This is a genomic window from Fulvivirga sp. (assembly GCF_040220315.1).
Taxonomy (GTDB): domain Bacteria; phylum Bacteroidota; class Bacteroidia; order Cytophagales; family Cyclobacteriaceae; genus Fulvivirga.
The window spans coordinates 22,775-39,990 of sequence record NZ_JAVJUY010000002.1; the positions used below are offsets into that span (position 1 = coordinate 22,775).

12 protein-coding genes are annotated in these 17,216 nt (G+C 38.1%); 2 read left to right on the forward strand and 10 right to left on the reverse strand.

The window, feature by feature from the left end:
• Position 1 precedes the first annotated feature (1 nt).
• The 4 genes from RLO81_RS00150 to RLO81_RS00165 are packed head-to-tail and all read right to left on the reverse strand — an operon-like array spanning position 2 to position 2,122.
• Positions 2-694, reverse strand: a complete 693-nt coding sequence (locus tag RLO81_RS00150) for a hypothetical protein (RefSeq protein WP_350105511.1) — start codon at positions 692-694, stop codon at positions 2-4.
• The gene (gene gmk / locus RLO81_RS00155; RefSeq protein ID WP_350105513.1) at positions 691-1,263 is read right to left on the reverse strand and encodes a guanylate kinase; all 573 of its coding nucleotides are present in this window, start codon (positions 1,261-1,263) and stop codon (positions 691-693) included. Before gmk ends, RLO81_RS00150 begins: the two co-directional genes overlap by 4 nt.
• 2 nt (positions 1,264-1,265) lie before the next feature.
• A complete protein-coding gene (locus RLO81_RS00160; RefSeq protein WP_350105516.1) occupies positions 1,266-1,535 on the reverse strand; it encodes a zf-HC2 domain-containing protein in 270 nt (89 codons plus the stop codon).
• Positions 1,536-1,540: 5 nt separating this feature from the next.
• Positions 1,541-2,122, reverse strand: coding sequence for a sigma-70 family RNA polymerase sigma factor (locus RLO81_RS00165; protein WP_350105519.1), 582 nt, complete (start codon positions 2,120-2,122; stop codon positions 1,541-1,543).
• A gap of 167 nt (positions 2,123-2,289) precedes the next feature.
• Here RLO81_RS00165 and RLO81_RS00170 point away from each other — a divergent pair, with 167 nt between their 5' ends.
• Complete coding sequence (locus RLO81_RS00170; protein ID WP_350105522.1) at positions 2,290-3,024, forward strand: lipopolysaccharide core heptose(II) kinase RfaY; 735 nt, start codon at positions 2,290-2,292, stop codon at positions 3,022-3,024.
• Here the strand turns inward: RLO81_RS00170 and RLO81_RS00175 are convergent.
• Both RLO81_RS00175 and RLO81_RS00180 read right to left on the reverse strand, forming a co-directional pair.
• Positions 3,011-4,495: an ArnT family glycosyltransferase gene (locus RLO81_RS00175; RefSeq protein WP_350105525.1), complete on the reverse strand. Its 1,485-nt coding sequence runs from the start codon at positions 4,493-4,495 to the stop codon at positions 3,011-3,013. The genes RLO81_RS00170 and RLO81_RS00175 overlap by 14 nt on opposite strands.
• Entirely contained in the window at positions 4,479-5,411 is a 933-nt protein-coding gene (locus RLO81_RS00180) for a glycosyltransferase family 2 protein (protein WP_350105528.1), read from the reverse strand. Before RLO81_RS00180 ends, RLO81_RS00175 begins: the two co-directional genes overlap by 17 nt.
• 111 nt (positions 5,412-5,522) lie before the next feature.
• Here RLO81_RS00180 and RLO81_RS00185 point away from each other — a divergent pair, with 111 nt between their 5' ends.
• Positions 5,523-6,245 carry a class I SAM-dependent methyltransferase gene (locus RLO81_RS00185; protein ID WP_350105531.1) on the forward strand — a complete coding sequence of 241 codons (723 nt, stop codon included), beginning with the start codon at positions 5,523-5,525 and terminating at the stop codon, positions 6,243-6,245.
• A 352-nt stretch (positions 6,246-6,597) separates the two neighbouring features.
• Here RLO81_RS00185 and RLO81_RS00190 read toward each other — a convergent pair whose 3' ends face one another.
• The 4 genes from RLO81_RS00190 to RLO81_RS00205 all read right to left on the reverse strand — a co-directional run bounded on the left by RLO81_RS00190 (position 6,598) and on the right by RLO81_RS00205 (position 17,182).
• Positions 6,598-8,247, reverse strand: a complete 1,650-nt coding sequence (locus RLO81_RS00190) for a DUF4493 domain-containing protein (protein WP_350105534.1) — start codon at positions 8,245-8,247, stop codon at positions 6,598-6,600.
• A gap of 146 nt (positions 8,248-8,393) precedes the next feature.
• On the reverse strand, positions 8,394-9,560 hold the full coding sequence (locus tag RLO81_RS00195; RefSeq protein ID WP_350105537.1) for a PorP/SprF family type IX secretion system membrane protein: 1,167 nt from the start codon (positions 9,558-9,560) through the stop codon (positions 8,394-8,396).
• 277 nt (positions 9,561-9,837) lie between these two features.
• Positions 9,838-10,965, reverse strand: a complete 1,128-nt coding sequence (locus RLO81_RS00200) for a T9SS type B sorting domain-containing protein (protein ID WP_350105540.1) — start codon at positions 10,963-10,965, stop codon at positions 9,838-9,840.
• A complete protein-coding gene (locus RLO81_RS00205; protein ID WP_350105543.1) occupies positions 10,958-17,182 on the reverse strand; it encodes a phage tail-like protein in 6,225 nt (2,074 codons plus the stop codon). The genes RLO81_RS00200 and RLO81_RS00205 overlap by 8 nt, the downstream gene beginning before the upstream one ends.
• Between the last annotated feature and the right edge of the window lie 34 nt (positions 17,183-17,216).

Consider the following 17,216-nt stretch of genomic DNA (forward strand, 5'->3'; position numbering starts at 1 on the left):
TCTAAAATGCTAATAAAAGACCAGACTTAATTTGAAGTGTTGAAGTCGCAGAATATCTGTTGCCTGCCTCGTAACTATCCACCACTTCGCTTCTAATTGAATTTCTGTACCCAGCCTCACCTCCGTAAAAGTAAGTTGCTGATACTTCAAAAAACAGCGGTCTTCTCCATTTTTCATTTTTGAATATTTTACCAACATCACAACTTACGCCTAATCCTGCCCCGAGGTTTAACGTGGTATCATGAAACCGAAATTTATCTTCATATATTTCTGATACCTGCATAGCCCTTATAACACTAAAAAAAGTGCTGGTGCCTGCTTTAATATCAACAAAGGGTATGATTTTTTTCGATGTGGCCAATTGATATCTAACTGTTATCAAACATTGAAGAAAGCCATCTTCTTCATACAAATACTCGAAATTATCAGGAAATCCTTCTGCCACAGTTTCGTAATAGTATTTCTTACCGGAATATAAACCAAACCCAACTTCAACCCCATATTTAATACGATCTGATTTCTCGAGCATTAAGGTGAGTGATGTGCCTAACGGATTTCGTGTAATGTTTTCTTTAAAAGTGGGTGATGCAGCAAAATAGTTGAAATGAAAGCCCAAATTCACTATTTTTTGAGCTTTGGTGACTGGGGGTATAAAAAGAAGTAAGAATACTATACAGATTCTTTTGCTGTTCATTGATTTAAAAAATCACTAACTAACTTTTCTGCCCGTAAGAGCGATTCTTCTAAATCTTCATTCACCAGAGTTATATCAAACTTGTCTTCAAAAGACATTTCAAATTTAGCTTTGAATATCCTTCGGGACAGGCTATCCTCAGTTTCTGTTTTACGATCGGCTAATCTTTCTTTTAAGATTTCCATGGATGGCACTTTAACAAAAATAGCTAAAGCCGAATCTCCAAAATACTCCTTAAGATGTAGCCCTCCTTTTACGTCAACATCAAAAATTACATCCTTTCCTGAATCCCAAATTCGTTGAATTTCAGATTTTAGTGTGCCATAAAAATTACCGGCATATACTTCTTCCCACTCAACAAACTCATTTTTATCAATCTTATTTTTGAATTCTTCTGGGGAAAGGAAATAGTAGTCTTTTCCATTTTCTTCCGTTCTGCCCCTTTTATCTCTGGTACAAGCGGAAATAGAGAAGCCCAGGTTAGGATTAACTTTTAACAAGTGCCGAACGATCGTAGTTTTCCCAGACCCAGAAGGAGCAGAGAAAATTATTGCTTTTCCTTTTCGCACTATTAATCTGCTTTTTGGAATAGTTTGGCTCGTATTTCATCAGCCAAATCATTAGGCATATCCTTGCCGCAGCAGGTTTTCTTTACCAATGATTTGATGGCCTTATCTACCTGATAGATTTCGAAGTATGGCATGCAATTACATACATGTTTTTCGAATACTTCCCTTTCTTTTGGAGTAGCTTCATCATCAAGCACTAGTTGAAGAAGCTTCATGCACTCACTATGGTCTGGCTGATTGTTGCTGCCTTTTTCGGTAGGGTTTGAATCCATATACATTAATTTTTGAATCCCATTTTTTTTGCGTAATCTCTTAGTTTTTCTTTCAAAAGGTTTCTTGCCCTGTGCAATCTCGACCGTACCGTACCGATGGGTATATCAAGAATTTTTGCCATTTCATCGTACTTAAAACCTTCTAAGTCACATAAAATAATTACTGTCCTAAAGTCAACATCAAGTGAATTTAGTGCATTGGAGATTTCATCCCCCATCATATCCTGCACTGCTTCTACCCTCAAATCTGAGGTTATAGCTTTATCAACATCATCTGAGTTATAAAAAGTTTCCACCTCCTGGTAGTCTACTTTTGCTGGCTCTTTGCTTTTCTTTCGAAAATCGTTGATGAAACTATTTTTCATTATTCTAAAGAGCCAGGCTTTCGCATTTGTACCTTTCTCAAAAGAGTTAATGAAGCGGTACGCTTTCAGGTAGGTATCCTGCACCAAATCTTTTGCATCATCTTCGTCAAATGTTAGTCGAAATGCAAAATTATACATCGCATTAATGTGAGGCATGAACTCTTGATCAAAGACTTCTTGCTTTTCCTTATGCGAGTAATTTTGACGTTGTGAATCGGACATTAGGGATCAAAAATAATAATATTGGACTGATTAATGCGGCTTACTGCCTATTTTTTAATGTATTAACGCTCTAAAGCCAAAAGTGTATATCATTTTTTAACTTAATATTTAACCTTCATCGAAAATGTCTCTTAATTGACACCATAAGATTAACTACTTTTGGATTTATGCAGCTTAGTAAGATTGAGCATAAAAACTGGATTGTATATTACTCACCCGAATTGAGTGGTGAAGAAGCAAAAGAGTTATTTGAGAGAATTTCCAATCAACAATTTGAGATTGTCACTGTACTCAAAGACAATCAAAGGAGTATCGTTAAAAGAATTAACGTGAATAGTAGAGACCTTGTACTTAAGGTTCCCAAAGAAAAGAACTCAAGGTTTTGGATACGATTTTTGACTTTATTTAGAAGTGGAGAGGCTCGAAAAAACCTTGAATCAATGGTTGTTCTTGAAAATATTGGGGTTAAAACTACTGCTCCAGTTCTGGCAGCTGAAGTGAGACAGGCCGGAATGGTGGTAAATTCGTGGTTGCTTTATGAATATTTAGAAGGTCATTCGTGTTTGAACCAGCCTAGAAATTATGAGAAAGTAATTAATACGTTAAATACTATTCACCAGCATGGGTTCATTCATGGCGATCCACAAATCAGAAATTTTATTCAAAAAGGTTCAGACGTTTATGTGATTGATGCCAACCCAAAAAAGGCAAGTGCAACAGGTTTTGATTACGGATATGAATGGGCATATTTAAGAAAAAGTGACGCGGGAATTCAGCCTTTACTTGATGAAAAGATTAGGACCAAGTGGTATAAGTTCGCCATTTGGTATGATAAGGTGGATAGAAAGGTTGCTCGCTTTAGGAAGAAGGTGAAAGGACTTTTTGGATTTAGAGTTTCTTAAGTATTAGTGCCTTCTGATCTTTATGATATTCTTCATAATAGGAATTCTTCTCGATTTCCCAGTTATGAAACCACCTTCCTTGATCAGCGGCCAAATTTCTGTTAATCACAATGTATTCCATGCCCAATTCACTTGCCTTCTCAAACAATTGAAGTTGTGTCATTTCCTTGTTAGGCATGCTTTCCTGAAGGTATTCGTAGGTTTTATAAACATATAAATCCCTAGTAGGAAATTCATTATATATCATTTCATAAGGCACGAGGGTTTTAGCTTCTTCTGATATGTGAGATAAAATCTCCTTATTATTTTCAGGAACAGGCTCGCTTCGATCGAGAATTTTAACAATCATCATACAGCTAAAAACAAAATGAACCAGAACAGATAGAGTAAGAATGGCTTGCTTCCAGGTTTTATCTTCAACAAGATAAAAAATTCCCAGACTTGTAATTATTGCCATAGGCCCATAGTAGAAAAGCAAATAGCGCTCTGCAATATGACTACCGAAAATATTCAAAGACAAAACAAGCACTAACATGAACACAAGTAAATCAGTGTGATGCGCCTTCAGTTTTCTAAAACTTAGAATTAATGAAAGGAAGAAAATAATGGAAAAGCCCATCACTTTATCCCCCCAAAAAAAGCGTTGATGTTCAGATAGTAATTTTTGTATTCTACCTGTCACCAGGGAAATGGGGCCTGAGCCCATAAAATTTTCACCATGATTTACTGTTGGCCAGTTGGTTAGCTGATCAATGAATTTTTGAAAATTATTATCTGGTAGCAATTCTATAAAATAAATACCCCCTACTACTGCCCCAGCTAGTGTATATGGGATTAGTGCTTTAAACTCTTTTCTCATTAGCAAAAAGAAGAAGCCTGCAATGCAAAATGCTGCACCGTTCAGATGAGTTAATAATCCTAACCCAGCAAAAGCACCTGCAAATACTAAATCCTTCACCTGTTTTTCATTTCTGTATTTTGAAATAAAATACAGAAGGCCCATACCTTCAGTCATTAATAAAACATCCGGTCTGAATGAATAGGATTTGAGCAATAATATTGGCGCGGTAAACGCTAATAAAGCAGCAAGTATAAATTTGTCTTTTGATATATTCTGTAGTTTGAAATAATGGTACAAGAAAATAAAAAATAATCCATACCATGGCAAAATCGCTATTTTAAGCCATGTAATTGACCAGCCGAATATTCCAATAACTGCGGCCCCAAACCAGGTAAAAAAACGATGATGTGGGAACATTCTAACATCCCAATCTTGTATGGCGGGAATTGATTTTACCCTTACTATACCTTCATTCAAAAATGAATAGCTGTATTCTCCCAAAATGCACTCATCAGCCTCGATATACCTATTATGAAAGGTTAATAACCATGCCACTCCAAATAAGATAAACAGGGCATAAAGCACCTTTTTTTCTATTAAAATGCTAAGAGGTTTACTGACTATCTTCATTTAAAATTTCTTCAATTATATAGATAGGTCTAGCTTTCACTTCCTTAAATAGAACAGCAATGTATTCGCCTATTACACCAATTAAAACAAACATCATGGCGAACAATAAGCTTATGAGTACTACGATGGTTGTGTAACCCGGAGGAGTTAAGCCTTTGAATTTCATGATGATCTCCCAAATGGCTATAAACAAACCGAAGAGGCCTACTAAAATACCCAATGAAACGCCTAATCTTAACGGTAGATTAGAGAAGGTGAGCATCACGTTAAATGAGTATTTAAATAAGTTTCTAATTGAATATTTACTTTCCCCTGCCAAACGTTGGTTGGCCTCGTATTCTAAATACCCTCTGTTGAAACCTACGATCTGAATAAACCCTCTTAAAAAACGTGATTGTTCTCGAAACTCAGTTTTGAGTATTTTGGCCACTCGTTTTGAAACCAAGAAAAAGTCTGACGCATTTATATCGAACTTCTGGCCAGAGATTCTATTGAGTATTGAATAAAATAGTTTAGAGGTAATTGATTTAAAAAATCCGCTATCAGGATTTTTTGTTCTTATCATGGTTAAAATATCAATCCCACCTTCAAATTTTTCAACCATTTGAGGAATTACCGCTGGTGGGTGCTGCAAGTCAGCATCCATACAAATCACACAATTACCTTTGCTGTGATCTAGCCCCGCCAACATAGCCGCTTCATGCCCATAGTTTCTTGAGAAATTTATGACTTTGACATTTTTATCAGTTTTGGCAATTGTTGATAAGATTTCTCTACTATTATCAACAGAGCCATCATTCACATATATTAATTCGTAGCTCTTAGCGAGGTTGTTAAGAACAGAGTTTACTTCATCATGAAAGGCACTCAGTACCTCCTCTTCATTATAAACTGATACAACTATTGAAATCTCCACAAGCTATTCAAATAAACAAATGCCAAATCTACAAAAAATTATAAGTAATAATTTTTTGAAAACGACATTAACAAGCAGTAATTTGTCGTTTAATCCAACTAATAAAACCACATGTTTGAGGAATTTCCCAAAGTCAGAGAAGAATTACCCACTGCTTATAAAGAAATTTATGAAAGTCACTATCACAAAAACCGTGAAGGTGAAACAGCTGCTACTTCTGTAAGTCAAAAAATGGAGCAGTGGTTACATAAGAAAGTTGCTGCTGACTTAAAAGGTGCTAAGGATAAAAGTACATTGGAGATTGGTGCAGGAACTCTCAATCAATTAAAATTTGAGAACACCCAACCGTATGACATCATTGAGCCATTTAAATCACTTTTCGAAGATTCCCCAAAATTATCTAAGATAAGGAATGTGTATGATGATATTAAAGAGGTTCCTACTGACCAAAAATATGATCGCATTACTAGTGTGGCCACCTTTGAGCATGTTTGTGACTTACCCGATGTTGTGGCAAAATCGTGCATACATTTAAATGAAGGAGGTTCGTTAAGAGTGGCTATACCAAACGAAGGAACAATTATGTGGACCATGGGCTGGAAACTTACAACAGGTTTGGAGTACAAGTTGAAATATGGCTTGGACTATAGTGTATTAATGAAATACGAACATGTCAATAATGCTAAAGAAATTGAAGAGGTAATTAGTTATTTCTATCAAGATATAAAGTGCTCTGTTTTTGGAATAAGTAAAGGACTTGCCTTTTACAGGTTTTATGAATGTAAAAAGCCGAACCTTGCAAAGGCTGAAGATTACTTAAATGGGAAGCAATAAACCTCCCTTTTTTTACTGATCTTTAAAATTAACAACCATTATCCATGGCTCCGTTAAAATATTCATATATCATTTTTATACAAACCTCTGGTGTCTGGGTAAATACTATCATCACAATCTAGTCTACTCTTTTAATAGACAGCACGTTGGTCAGGGCTAATACCCAACTGGTTTTGTTCATGGGAATGATTTTCCTATTAGTATAATTTACCAGCAGGAGGAAGAGGTGGTTGAGGAAGAGGGTGATATTACTAATGAGGGCAAAGATGAAGATGAGGGAAAGTAACTCAGAGCTATTATGTGAAATAAAAAGGGAGTTCAATTGAACTCCCTTTTTATTATTGGTGCTCTACTAGCAACCATCATCAACTTGGCCTGTACAATCTTCGTCAATCATATTTCCACAAATTTCTGGGGAGCCTGGGTAAATACTATCATCGGAATCGTCACAATCTAGTGAGTTCATAGATGATCCCACAGGTTGACTACATGCTGAGGTTCCAATAATGTTAGATGACCCATATCCATCGCCATCTGTATCTTGGTACCAAGTTATGTTGTCCACATTTCCATCATTGTCATTATCTAGCCCATCACAAACATCCGTTACACAAGTATTGTCAATTAAACCATCACAATTATCATCAATGCCGTTATTACATGTTTCATTAAATGCTGAAGATGGGAATATTAAGTAATTATAATCATCACAGTCTCCCATTTCAACTGAGTAGCCATCGCCATCATAATCGAGAGAACAAGATTCATTGACTGATCCAGGTGTACCTTTTTCTTCAAAGTCCATTTCTGTAATGCTCACGCACCAATTAGATCCGTCAATCATACAATCAATTGATTGACATGATGGATCCAAAATCATTGATGCTCCCGTTGGGTCTGGAAATATTGGTCCCCCATCATATTCAAGTCTGACGATTTCAGTCATATCAGAATTAAAGATTATGATTTCGTCATCTGCATTTCCAAGCACCATACCAGTATAAATATAGTCATTGGAGATGTCTACTAATGTATTTAAGTTTCCGCTTTGAAAAACAAAATAAGAATATGGCTGAATAATTAAGTCTTGGTCAATAGTAAAAGAGTCTGCTCCTAAATCTTGTACAATTTTTCCAATGAGATTAACAGCGTTGCTTGTGTTATTGAATACTTCAAAATACTCTAGACCTATATCACTAAATAAAGGATTCTGAAAAACTTCAGTAATTAACAAATCTCCATTTGATAAATTTCCAGCATTCACAGTTTCTCCTAATTCAACCCCAATTAAATCAACCGTTTCATCGAGCTCAATGTTAATAACAATCTGTCCATCCTGTACAATCGCATCTACATTGATCTCATAACGTGTTTTAGGCTGTGGGTCAGTGACTGCTCCAGTAAAGGTTTTTGTTAATACTGAGCCATCTGTTTTAGTATAAGTAAGTGTAGCCTCAATCTGCAATGGTGATACAGAAAAATATCCTTCTCGTGTCTCGCTCTCATTATAAATGAGTACTCCTCCAGCATCACTTTGCACCGTAGTAGAATATGTATCAAATGTATTGATAACATTTTCTGAGTAATTCACAGTCACCTTCATGTTATCCAGCGTACATGTGACAGTAACTACCTTCAATTCTTCTTTATCAATGCTAAATAGCTCCGATTCGCCATAATAAAAGGGGTTATCAAATTCTGCAAAGGATTCATTATTAGAACTGGCTGTTACCCGATAGACTCCTGTGGGCAATTCAACTTCAGAGGGGATGTCAGCAGCACGGTCGAATTGCTGGAAGACAGTACCATCTTCTCTAAAAATAATTACTAAAAAATCCTCAATGGCAACAACTTCATCAGTACGTCCGCCAATAGGGTTCGCTTTTATATCGAGCCCCAAATTCAGGCTTAAGGTACCAACTCCATCCTGATTTTCAGGTGTATCATCTCCACAAGAGAGGAATATGGTTGAGGCAAATAAAAATAAGATTAATTTTTTCATGGTTTTACAGGTTTAAGTCCATAAAACTAAAAAAATAGTGATTTATTAAAAAATAATCTTACTTAAATAAAATATCATGCGATTGGTGAAGCAAAAATCAAGTAAACAAGACGCCAGCAACTAGCTACAAGTAGCCAACAACCAAATTACTTATACCTCTTCCGCTTTTTAGGTTTGTAGCGCTTCTGGTTTCTACGCTTGTAGTTCTTTTTCCTGCGCTTTTTATTGTCGAATTTTCTGCGTTCAATCTTTGGTAGCTTTTTCAGGTTATTATAGCGCTGGTTTGGCGACTTAATATTCTTTAACCTACTTTTCTGCCTTTTCTTGAACGATTTAGGACTACGAGAACCGACTCGTGTTCTTTTTGCTGCCGTACTTAAAGTCTTTCTTCTGAATGCCAATGAATTTTTATAGTCCTGACGGAAACGTTCCTGATAAGATTTATCATTAAAATCAAAACGGACTGCAATTTCGCTACTTGGTCCTACATCCGTTCCGAGGTTATTATTAACAATCTCGTAGCTGTAGCCAACAAAGAATTTCTTCGCCACTTTAAGGCCAACAGCAGCATTAAGTATGTCGCCTTTTCTGTATGAAGTACCTACCGTTAATAAATTATTGAACGTATAATATAAGCCTGTCTCCCAAATATCATTGATGGCAGAAAGTTTTCTAAAGGTGAAGGTAGGCTCTAAAATATCCTGCCCGCCCCTTAGTGGTATCAATCCTGCCGCATAGCCAGAATAAAACTCACTTAAAACACTGGCATTATTTGACAGTTCAAGGTTTGTTGCTAATCGGTTGGCCGCTGCACCTACTTTAAAGTATCTGTGCTGATAGTTAATGCCAAAAGAGAAATCCATGTTATTGGTTTTCTCACCCAATAGTGGATCATTACGATCGCCAATCACACTATTGATATCAAAGCCAATGCTGTTATATTCAGCTGAAACTCCCATAGAGAGCACATTGTAACTGCCAAAATTGATATGATACGCAAAAGCTCCGGATGCGTAAATATTATCAACAAAATTGACCTGTTCTCTAAATACGTTTGCTCCCACACCAAAGCGATGATCATAAAAAGGTGTATGGAAACTCAGAAAGTTATTTTCAGCAGCACCATTTACGTTAGAGAAATTTCTTCTGTTAGCCAGCGTGAGTGAGCCAAAAGTATGGCCAGCCATAGCCGGATTGTAGATAAAAGAATTAGTAAGCTTCTGACTAAACAAAGGGATATCCTGAGCGCCTACATAAGTAGTGCTTAGTGTAATTAGCAATACGCTTATTCCTTTTAGTAATAGTTTAATCAAATTCTTTAGTCTTTATCGTCATTTCGAACCGTAAGCTGACAGCGAGAAATTAACCCTTCAATTCGGGCACATATCAGTTCGCTACGTTACATGTCGAAGTGACAGTACGTTGTTTAGTGTTTTATCTACACTTTTGAAACTGTCTCAAAGGTCAGGTCATCCCGAGGAAACGAGGGATCTTACTCTATTCTGAAATTGCGTTTTCACAACTGAATAAGATTCTTCCTTTGTCAGAATGACTTTCTAATTTCTTTGCTTCCTTTTAAAACAACTTCTATTAATTCAACACTGTTATTACCTGCTTGGCCGTTTGCCCCGCATATTTTAAAATACATATATAATTACCCGGTGACAGGTCATCAAAACTGCCATCATACGGATTATCTATATCATTAAAATTTCTAAAGTTCTTTTTCCTATAAATTTCTGTGCCCCACCTATCTAGTAATATTACTTCATTACTATCGCCATACACACCTATTGCATCAATTATCAAGTAATCGTTAGAGCCGTCATTATTTGGTGTAATAATATTGTGGATGATAGGAACGGTGGTAAGCTCAGCACCCAGTAAGAAAATTTTTGCAAATTCACCTCCAGAGCTACTATTCGTAGATCTATCCTGACTACTTACTCCGTTCAGGCCTGTAGCAAAGGACGTTGTTGACCCTCCTAAATTGGCACTCAAATTCTCTACGGTATCAGCTTCAAGTACGACAGGTAAGAGCTCATCCCTGCCGGAAAATATTCCTTCATCTTCGGCTAGTATAGGCAGTGTGACACCTAAACTTGTTAAATTATTAGAAAACACAGCCCACAACCATGCGTTGCTCGCGCTATCGATACTGGCAGGCAAATCCCTTAAAGTAAAGACATTTGAATTTCGAATGGCGAATGCTCCCGTTATGGTTTCATCATTTCCACTTATATCTAATTCAATGGGTGCATAACGCCCTGCCGCACCAAGTGGGTACGATTTACTGCCCGAACCTTGTTGGAGCAATGGTCCTGAAACCCATGACGTACCATCTGTGGTAGCACTCGCACCATTAAGTAATATCAAATTATTGTCATCAATCTCACCCGGTACTACCAAAAACCCTTCTGTTAAGTTGAGCTGATTGCTTATTACTACCGACCCGAAAATGGCTTTATTTCCACCTCCTTCAATGCTCAGGGTTGGAAGAAATAAATTTTGTACTGCATTGATCCCCTGATCTGCACTTCCATTTAACAATAGTTCTGAGCCTTGTTCAAATAATACACTTTCACTCCCATTAATCACATTGCCATCGGTGCTTATTAAAGCATTCGTTCTAACTACTGTTCCGGGGCTTATTGTTAGTTGGCTGAAACCCAAGTACGGAATTAGATAAAGCGATATGATAACTAAATTCTTAATCATCTCCTTTATTAGCTTCTGCGGTTAAAATGGCTGTTAGTTTATCCATTTGAGCTTTCAATTCATTGAGTTGTGCTTGAGTAGATGCTTCTGAACCTAGCAGTTTGGCTATTTGGGCTTTCAGTTCTTCTATTTCAGCCTTTTGTGCATCAATGATTTCTTGTTGCTCTTGAATGGCTTTAATAACGACAGGCGTAAGTTTCTGATAGTCAATTCCTTTATATTCTAATTCTTCGTGCTTATCATCCCCAGGGTGTAAATTTTCCGTAACAACTTCTGGAAATATCTCCTCAACTTCTTGTGCTATTAAACCAATTTGATGATTTCTTGACAAACCCATATAATCAAATTCATCAAACTTATAATAATAAGTAGTAGGTCTTAATTTCATCAAATCTGAGAGTGAACTTCTTAGCGTTTTTATGTCTCTTTTCAATTTAAGATCTGATGCATTTACCAAAGAACCTGTGTAAGCTAGATCTCCACTTGCATATACTGCATAAGATGCACCAGAACTAGTACCATTATCAGCAAATCCAAAAACACCATATTCTGCACCGGTTCCATTATCATTTCCAGCCCTACCATAAACACCTATAGCAAATGAATTTCCAGCACTAGTAGAAGTTCCATCGAAATACCCAGAATAGACGCTACCTGCAAGAGTCGCAATACCATTCACCGCGCGTGAACCAGTAGTGGACACATCCAAAGCATAGGATGGATTGGTGTTGCCGACTCCTAAATTATTTTCAACATAAACTTCTCCTGAAGCAAAGTATCCAGCCCAATTGGTAGTACCTCCAGATGCATTTCCATAAACACCATAGTTTGTTGTCGCATTAGATGCCGTACCATAAACACCGTAACTGCTAGTACTACCTGAGCCTCTAGCGTTTCCAAAAACTGCATAAGAGTCGCCTGTAGTAGCAAAATTCAAATCAGCTAAGAAGCCATAATTTAAAGGAGCTCCCCAGGCATCAGCTTCTACACCTATCGACTGACTAGAGCCATTTGATGCTCTAGCATAGACGCCCATAGAGGTATTACTTCCTTCAGCTTGAGTCCAAAGTCCTTGGCTCACATTTGTACCATTGCTTGCTTCTAATCTTAACGCCCTGGTCTCTGAATTGACAGTACTGTTAATGAACCTACCCGCTTGAGTTACAATATTAGTATTTGCCAAAACATCTAATTTTGAAGATGGTGTGCTGATTCCAACACCAACATTACCATCATTCGCAATTACCATTTTGACATCAGCATCACGATCAACACTAGTGTTATCATCACCATCATTATTCAGAAAGATTATACTACCACGACCATTAGTTGTTGTTCTGCGATATAAAATAGCTCCTTTATAATGTTCACCTACACCAAAATTTGAAGTTTTGAATCGTATACCTGCTGTAGCACCTGATGTACTTGACCCGAATGTATTTTGCACATCAATAAATACACCTTCAGTGCTAGATGCTGTTACGTTATCTTGAATATGTAAATGATGTTCAGGCGCATTTGTTCCAATTCCAACATAACCACCATTGAAAATCGCAGGGTAATTATTGTCAGCGCCTGAAACGTCAACATTAAGACCCACGTTAGGCTGATTAGTGGTTCCTGGACCCCACGAACCTGTTGACTCAATATTTAATCCAATTTTTGTGCTATTACTCCCACCAGACTTAGTAGTTAAATTTCTAATATTAACTCCATTATGCCCTACAGAACGTGTCCCTTGATTAACTAGCTCTAAAGCAGATCCACTTACCCCGCTGACATTATTTGTAAATGTACCAGCAGTACCCGAAGACTGGGATGCCAAAACATTTAATCGTGAAGTAGCAGAAGGAGTAGTGCCAATTCCAACATTTCCTGTACTAAAGTATATATCAGGTGATGCATCCGTCCAAAGACTACTTCCGCCACTTAAAGAACTCCAACTTCCACCGTTATAATAATTGAATCCATTTGTAGTAGTATTATAAACCATAAGACCCGTGGCAGGAGAACCAATAGCATCTCTTTCCACGGTAGTCAATCTAGGTATCAAGATCCCTTTAGTTGTTGAATTAATATCAAGAACTGCAGATGCATCTGGATTATCTCCATTTATTACCAGACCTTCGGATGTAAAATTCATTCTGGTTGAGAATGAGCCAATGGCCGTACCACCTGTTCCAGAAACAAAATTAAATATACCCATACGATTTTCTCCTAATACTAGGGCGCTAGCACCTCCTGTAACATTATATCTAAAGTCTCCTGTTCCCGCTTCATAAATATTATGTGTTATAACATCTGTTCCCTGTGCTTCATCGTAATACAGGTTCAAGGTGTTTTCTAACTGTAATTTTGAAAGCGGATTATTAGTCCCTATCCCGAAATTGCCACTTGTTGTTAGCCTGGCTAATTCACCCCCTGCCCAAAAAGTAAGTGGTACTGATAAATTACTTCCCGATTGAACCTCCGAACCATTGAAACCAAGTACATTTTCATTGCCAATTTTATAGAATTGATTTTGATCAATGTTCACATCGCCTCCAGAAACTGTTAGACGATTAGCAGCAAGCGGAGAATTATTACCCATACCTATGTTACCTGTAGCTTCTTCGACAAAAAATGCTAATTGGCTGGTAGTCTCTGTTCTAATGTCGATGTCACCTGCTGCAGCAGTCATTTGCACCGCGCCACTACCTAAATAGGCTTCCCCGAGGGTATTAGCTCCACCTCCAAATCCGGTCCATGAACCTCCATCATAAAAGTTAAAGCCATTGGTAGAAGTGTTATAAATCATTAATCCTGTTTCCGGTCCGGCTATAGCATTTCTTTCAGCCGTTGTTAATCTTGGTATCAACAATCCACTGGTATTCGACTGTATATCTAGAGCTGCATTTGTGGCCGGGCTGGTGGTACCTATAGATACATTCCCATTCTGTGAAATACTAAACCTTCTTAATCCACTTGTAAACATTTTTATTCCTGCGAAAGAAGAATGCCAGTTTTGAGCTAAACCGGGAGTTTCAGCGTCATCATACCAACCAGTTCCGTATTGCGGAACGTCTTTCGATTGATAGGTAAAAACGTCTGCAGGGTCAATAGCCAGTAATGAATGTTCTAAATCAATCTGGATATTACCTGTACCAACTTGCAATTTTGAATCCCCTGGCGCATCTATCCCAACGTTACCAGCCGCATTAATTACCATTCTATCATTATTGCCTGCCGTTTGAAATATTAATTCATTAGAACCCCCTTGAGATCGTATTCTGAATCCCGCTGCACCAGTAGCTGAGCCCGTTAAATCAACAAAGCTATTGGTATTTGTTGTAGAGAGTCTTAATACCTGATTGGTATTACCAAAGTCAGGAGCGACTATCTCTGTAAAGTAATTAGGGGAAACTGTACCTATTCCCAATCGCTGGTTTGCATCATCAGTTGCGAATAATGGTGTCCCGCCAGAAGTTGAAATATCTATTTCATTGGTTCCATCCAAAAGAATTGAAGGTCCTCCATCATAAGCCCCTTGTAAAGAGCCGCCACCAGAAGCCGCCACCCAACTTGGCGCTGCACCTGCACCATTAGATTGTAGTACTTGCCCTGGTGTACCTGGAGATGGTGATGAGCCAACAGCCAACTCACCTGTTATTGCTGTAGCTCCTTCAAAATAACCTGCCCAATTGTTACCACTTGCTCCTGTGGCTGTGCCATAGACCCCAAAATTATTAGTGGAGCCTGTTTGATTTGTTTCTCCGTAAATTCCGAATGATTGAGTTGCTGAAGTTGAACCCTGATTAATACCCGCTACTCCATATACCCAAGCAGAGTTGCTGTTGTTGATAGCAGACCCATAAACTCCAACATTAGTTATAGTTCCATCAATAGCATTTCCACGAACACCGTAAGCAGAAGTGCCACCAGTTGCATTACCTGCAATTCCAGTTGAGCCACTAGATGTGCCTGTTGCAGAGGATATTATACCTGTATTTTGTGTTGCCCCACCAGTTGAATTCACATTTACAGTTGAACCACCCGCATTATTGCTGACATCCAAAATATTAGTTGGTGAATTTGTACCTATGCCCACTCTTTGATTAGCCTCATCTACTGTTAATATTGTTGAAGCTCCCGTATTATCCCTTATATCTAAACTACCCGCTGAGGCCAAATCTATTGTCTGCCCACCATTATAAGCACTTTGTAATGTCCCTGCACCAGAAGCTGCTACCCAACTTGGTGCTACACCAGCACCATTAGATTGTAGTACTTGCCCGGCAGTACCGGGATCACCACCAAAAGTAATTGGACTTACTATTTCTAAATCGTCATTTGCCGAACCCAGGTAAAATATATTATTTGTAGGGTCAATATCCATCCATACATCTCCAGAGCCCCCTCCATCTACATCAAAAAATCTTAAATTGTCAGCAACGACATCTATATTCCATGTATTGTTTCCTTCTCCTACACCAGTTGTGTTTCCTGCATGGCCCAGGGTAATTTGTCCTCCTTCACCTCCAACAGCAATCGTAGTCAAATGTCCAGCTGATCGAATATCTCCAGTCACATCCAGTTTTGCGCCTGGTGAATGTGTCCCAATACCCACTCTTTCATTTGCTTCATCTATGGCAAATACTTCTCCTGCTCCAGAGGAAGTAAATCTTAAATCCTTTCCTCCCGACATAGTAATATCTGCCGTAGTTCCATTATCATAGGCTTCCTGTAATTCAGTAGCAAAATCAGATTGATCTATAAAAGTTAAATCGCCTGCTCCGTTAGTACCCAGTACCTGAGAATCATTTGCAGGCTCAAGCCAAACTACATTACCTGCATTATTATTAGCCAAGAGTGCTCGCTGTCCTGAACCATTGTCTTGAATATCATCTAATTGAACGGCATCATCCTGAATGGCGGTTACACCGGCATTATTAATTACTATATCTCCACTAATTGAAATATTTTCAAATTGATTATCTGTAGCACCATCATATATTAATATTTGAGCATCTGCGATACCTGTATCAACGTTGGCGTCAGAAAGGCCGGAAAGATCTGTTGCTCCTGTTGTTGGAGTTATCCATGATCCGTCATCTTGTAACACTCTTCCTGTGGATGCTCCTGGTGCTGGAACAATTCCATCTGTAGTGGCACTAAATAGCACTTCATCACCTGTGTTTGTACCTGTCTGATTTGATAAATTCGCTCTTTCTGCTCCTGTGATTATAGCTCCACTACCTACGCTAGTTATATCAGTAATTTGTGCAGTTGTGATCGTTCCTGATAAAGATTGGGCTGACTCTGCATCATCAACTACATTATTCGAATTAGCATCGTAAGTCGCTTGAAGCATATCACCGCTTCCTGCGGTTACCCAAGTACCATCATCCTGTAAAACTCTTCCAGTAGATACTCCTGGTGCCGGAACAATTCCATCTGTAGTAGCATTAAATAGCACTTCATCACCTGTGTTTGTACCTGTCTGATTTGATAAATTTGTTCTTTCTGCTCCCGTGATTATAGCTCCACTACCAACATTTGTTATATCAGATATTTGTGCTGTAGTGATAGTTCCTGATAGTGATTGGGCTGACTCTGCATTATCAACTATATTATTAGTATTAGTATCATAGGTAGCTTGAAGCATATCACCATTTGCAGAAAGGTCTCTAAATTGTGTGAAACTTGAAAAATCTCCTACAACAGGTGTTAATGTTGTATTAGAAGTAACAAAGCCTATGTATTCTCTTGTACCACTAGTTGTACTAAAGTTTGTACCTGCTGCATCATCAGCATATCCAACATAAATATATGCATCTTCACCTGCGGGCCCTGGAGCACCATTTAGGTTTATAGTCCAGGAAGAACTCGACCCTGCACCCGTAGTAGTAATTACATTAACATTCAATGTACTACCTGAATACGAAGTAACAGTACCTTCCATAAAGTTTGAGCCGTCTATCGCAATTAATGCCGTCTGGCCTGCAGAATAGGCCAATCCTGTCTCTACCGTAAAAGATTTAGCACCAGTACCTATTGATTCACTTGTAGTTGAGGTAGTGGAATAGCGATCTCCATCTAGACCATCTGTACCTTGAATGTTACCAATATTACTCCAGGTGGATGCTCCTGTTTTTTCAAAAACATCCCCGTTTGTAGTGTTCAAAAAGAAGTCTCCAACATTACCCGTTCCACCTGCAGGAGTAGCAGGGCCTTGCAACCATTGAGCACCACCTGCATCGGCTATCCAATTG

Coding starts and splice junctions, on each gene's coding strand:
- RLO81_RS00150 (WP_350105511.1), bottom strand. CDS start 694: ATGAACAGCAAAAGAATCTGTATAGTATTCTTACTTCTTTTTATACCC.
- RLO81_RS00160 (WP_350105516.1), bottom strand. CDS start 1,535: ATGGATTCAAACCCTACCGAAAAAGGCAGCAACAATCAGCCAGACCAT.
- RLO81_RS00165 (WP_350105519.1), bottom strand. CDS start 2,122: ATGTCCGATTCACAACGTCAAAATTACTCGCATAAGGAAAAGCAAGAA.
- RLO81_RS00170 (WP_350105522.1), top strand. CDS start 2,290: ATGCAGCTTAGTAAGATTGAGCATAAAAACTGGATTGTATATTACTCA.
- RLO81_RS00175 (WP_350105525.1), bottom strand. CDS start 4,495: ATGAAGATAGTCAGTAAACCTCTTAGCATTTTAATAGAAAAAAAGGTG.
- RLO81_RS00185 (WP_350105531.1), top strand. CDS start 5,523: ATGTTTGAGGAATTTCCCAAAGTCAGAGAAGAATTACCCACTGCTTAT.
- RLO81_RS00190 (WP_350105534.1), bottom strand. CDS start 8,247: ATGAAAAAATTAATCTTATTTTTATTTGCCTCAACCATATTCCTCTCT.
- RLO81_RS00200 (WP_350105540.1), bottom strand. CDS start 10,965: ATGATTAAGAATTTAGTTATCATATCGCTTTATCTAATTCCGTACTTG.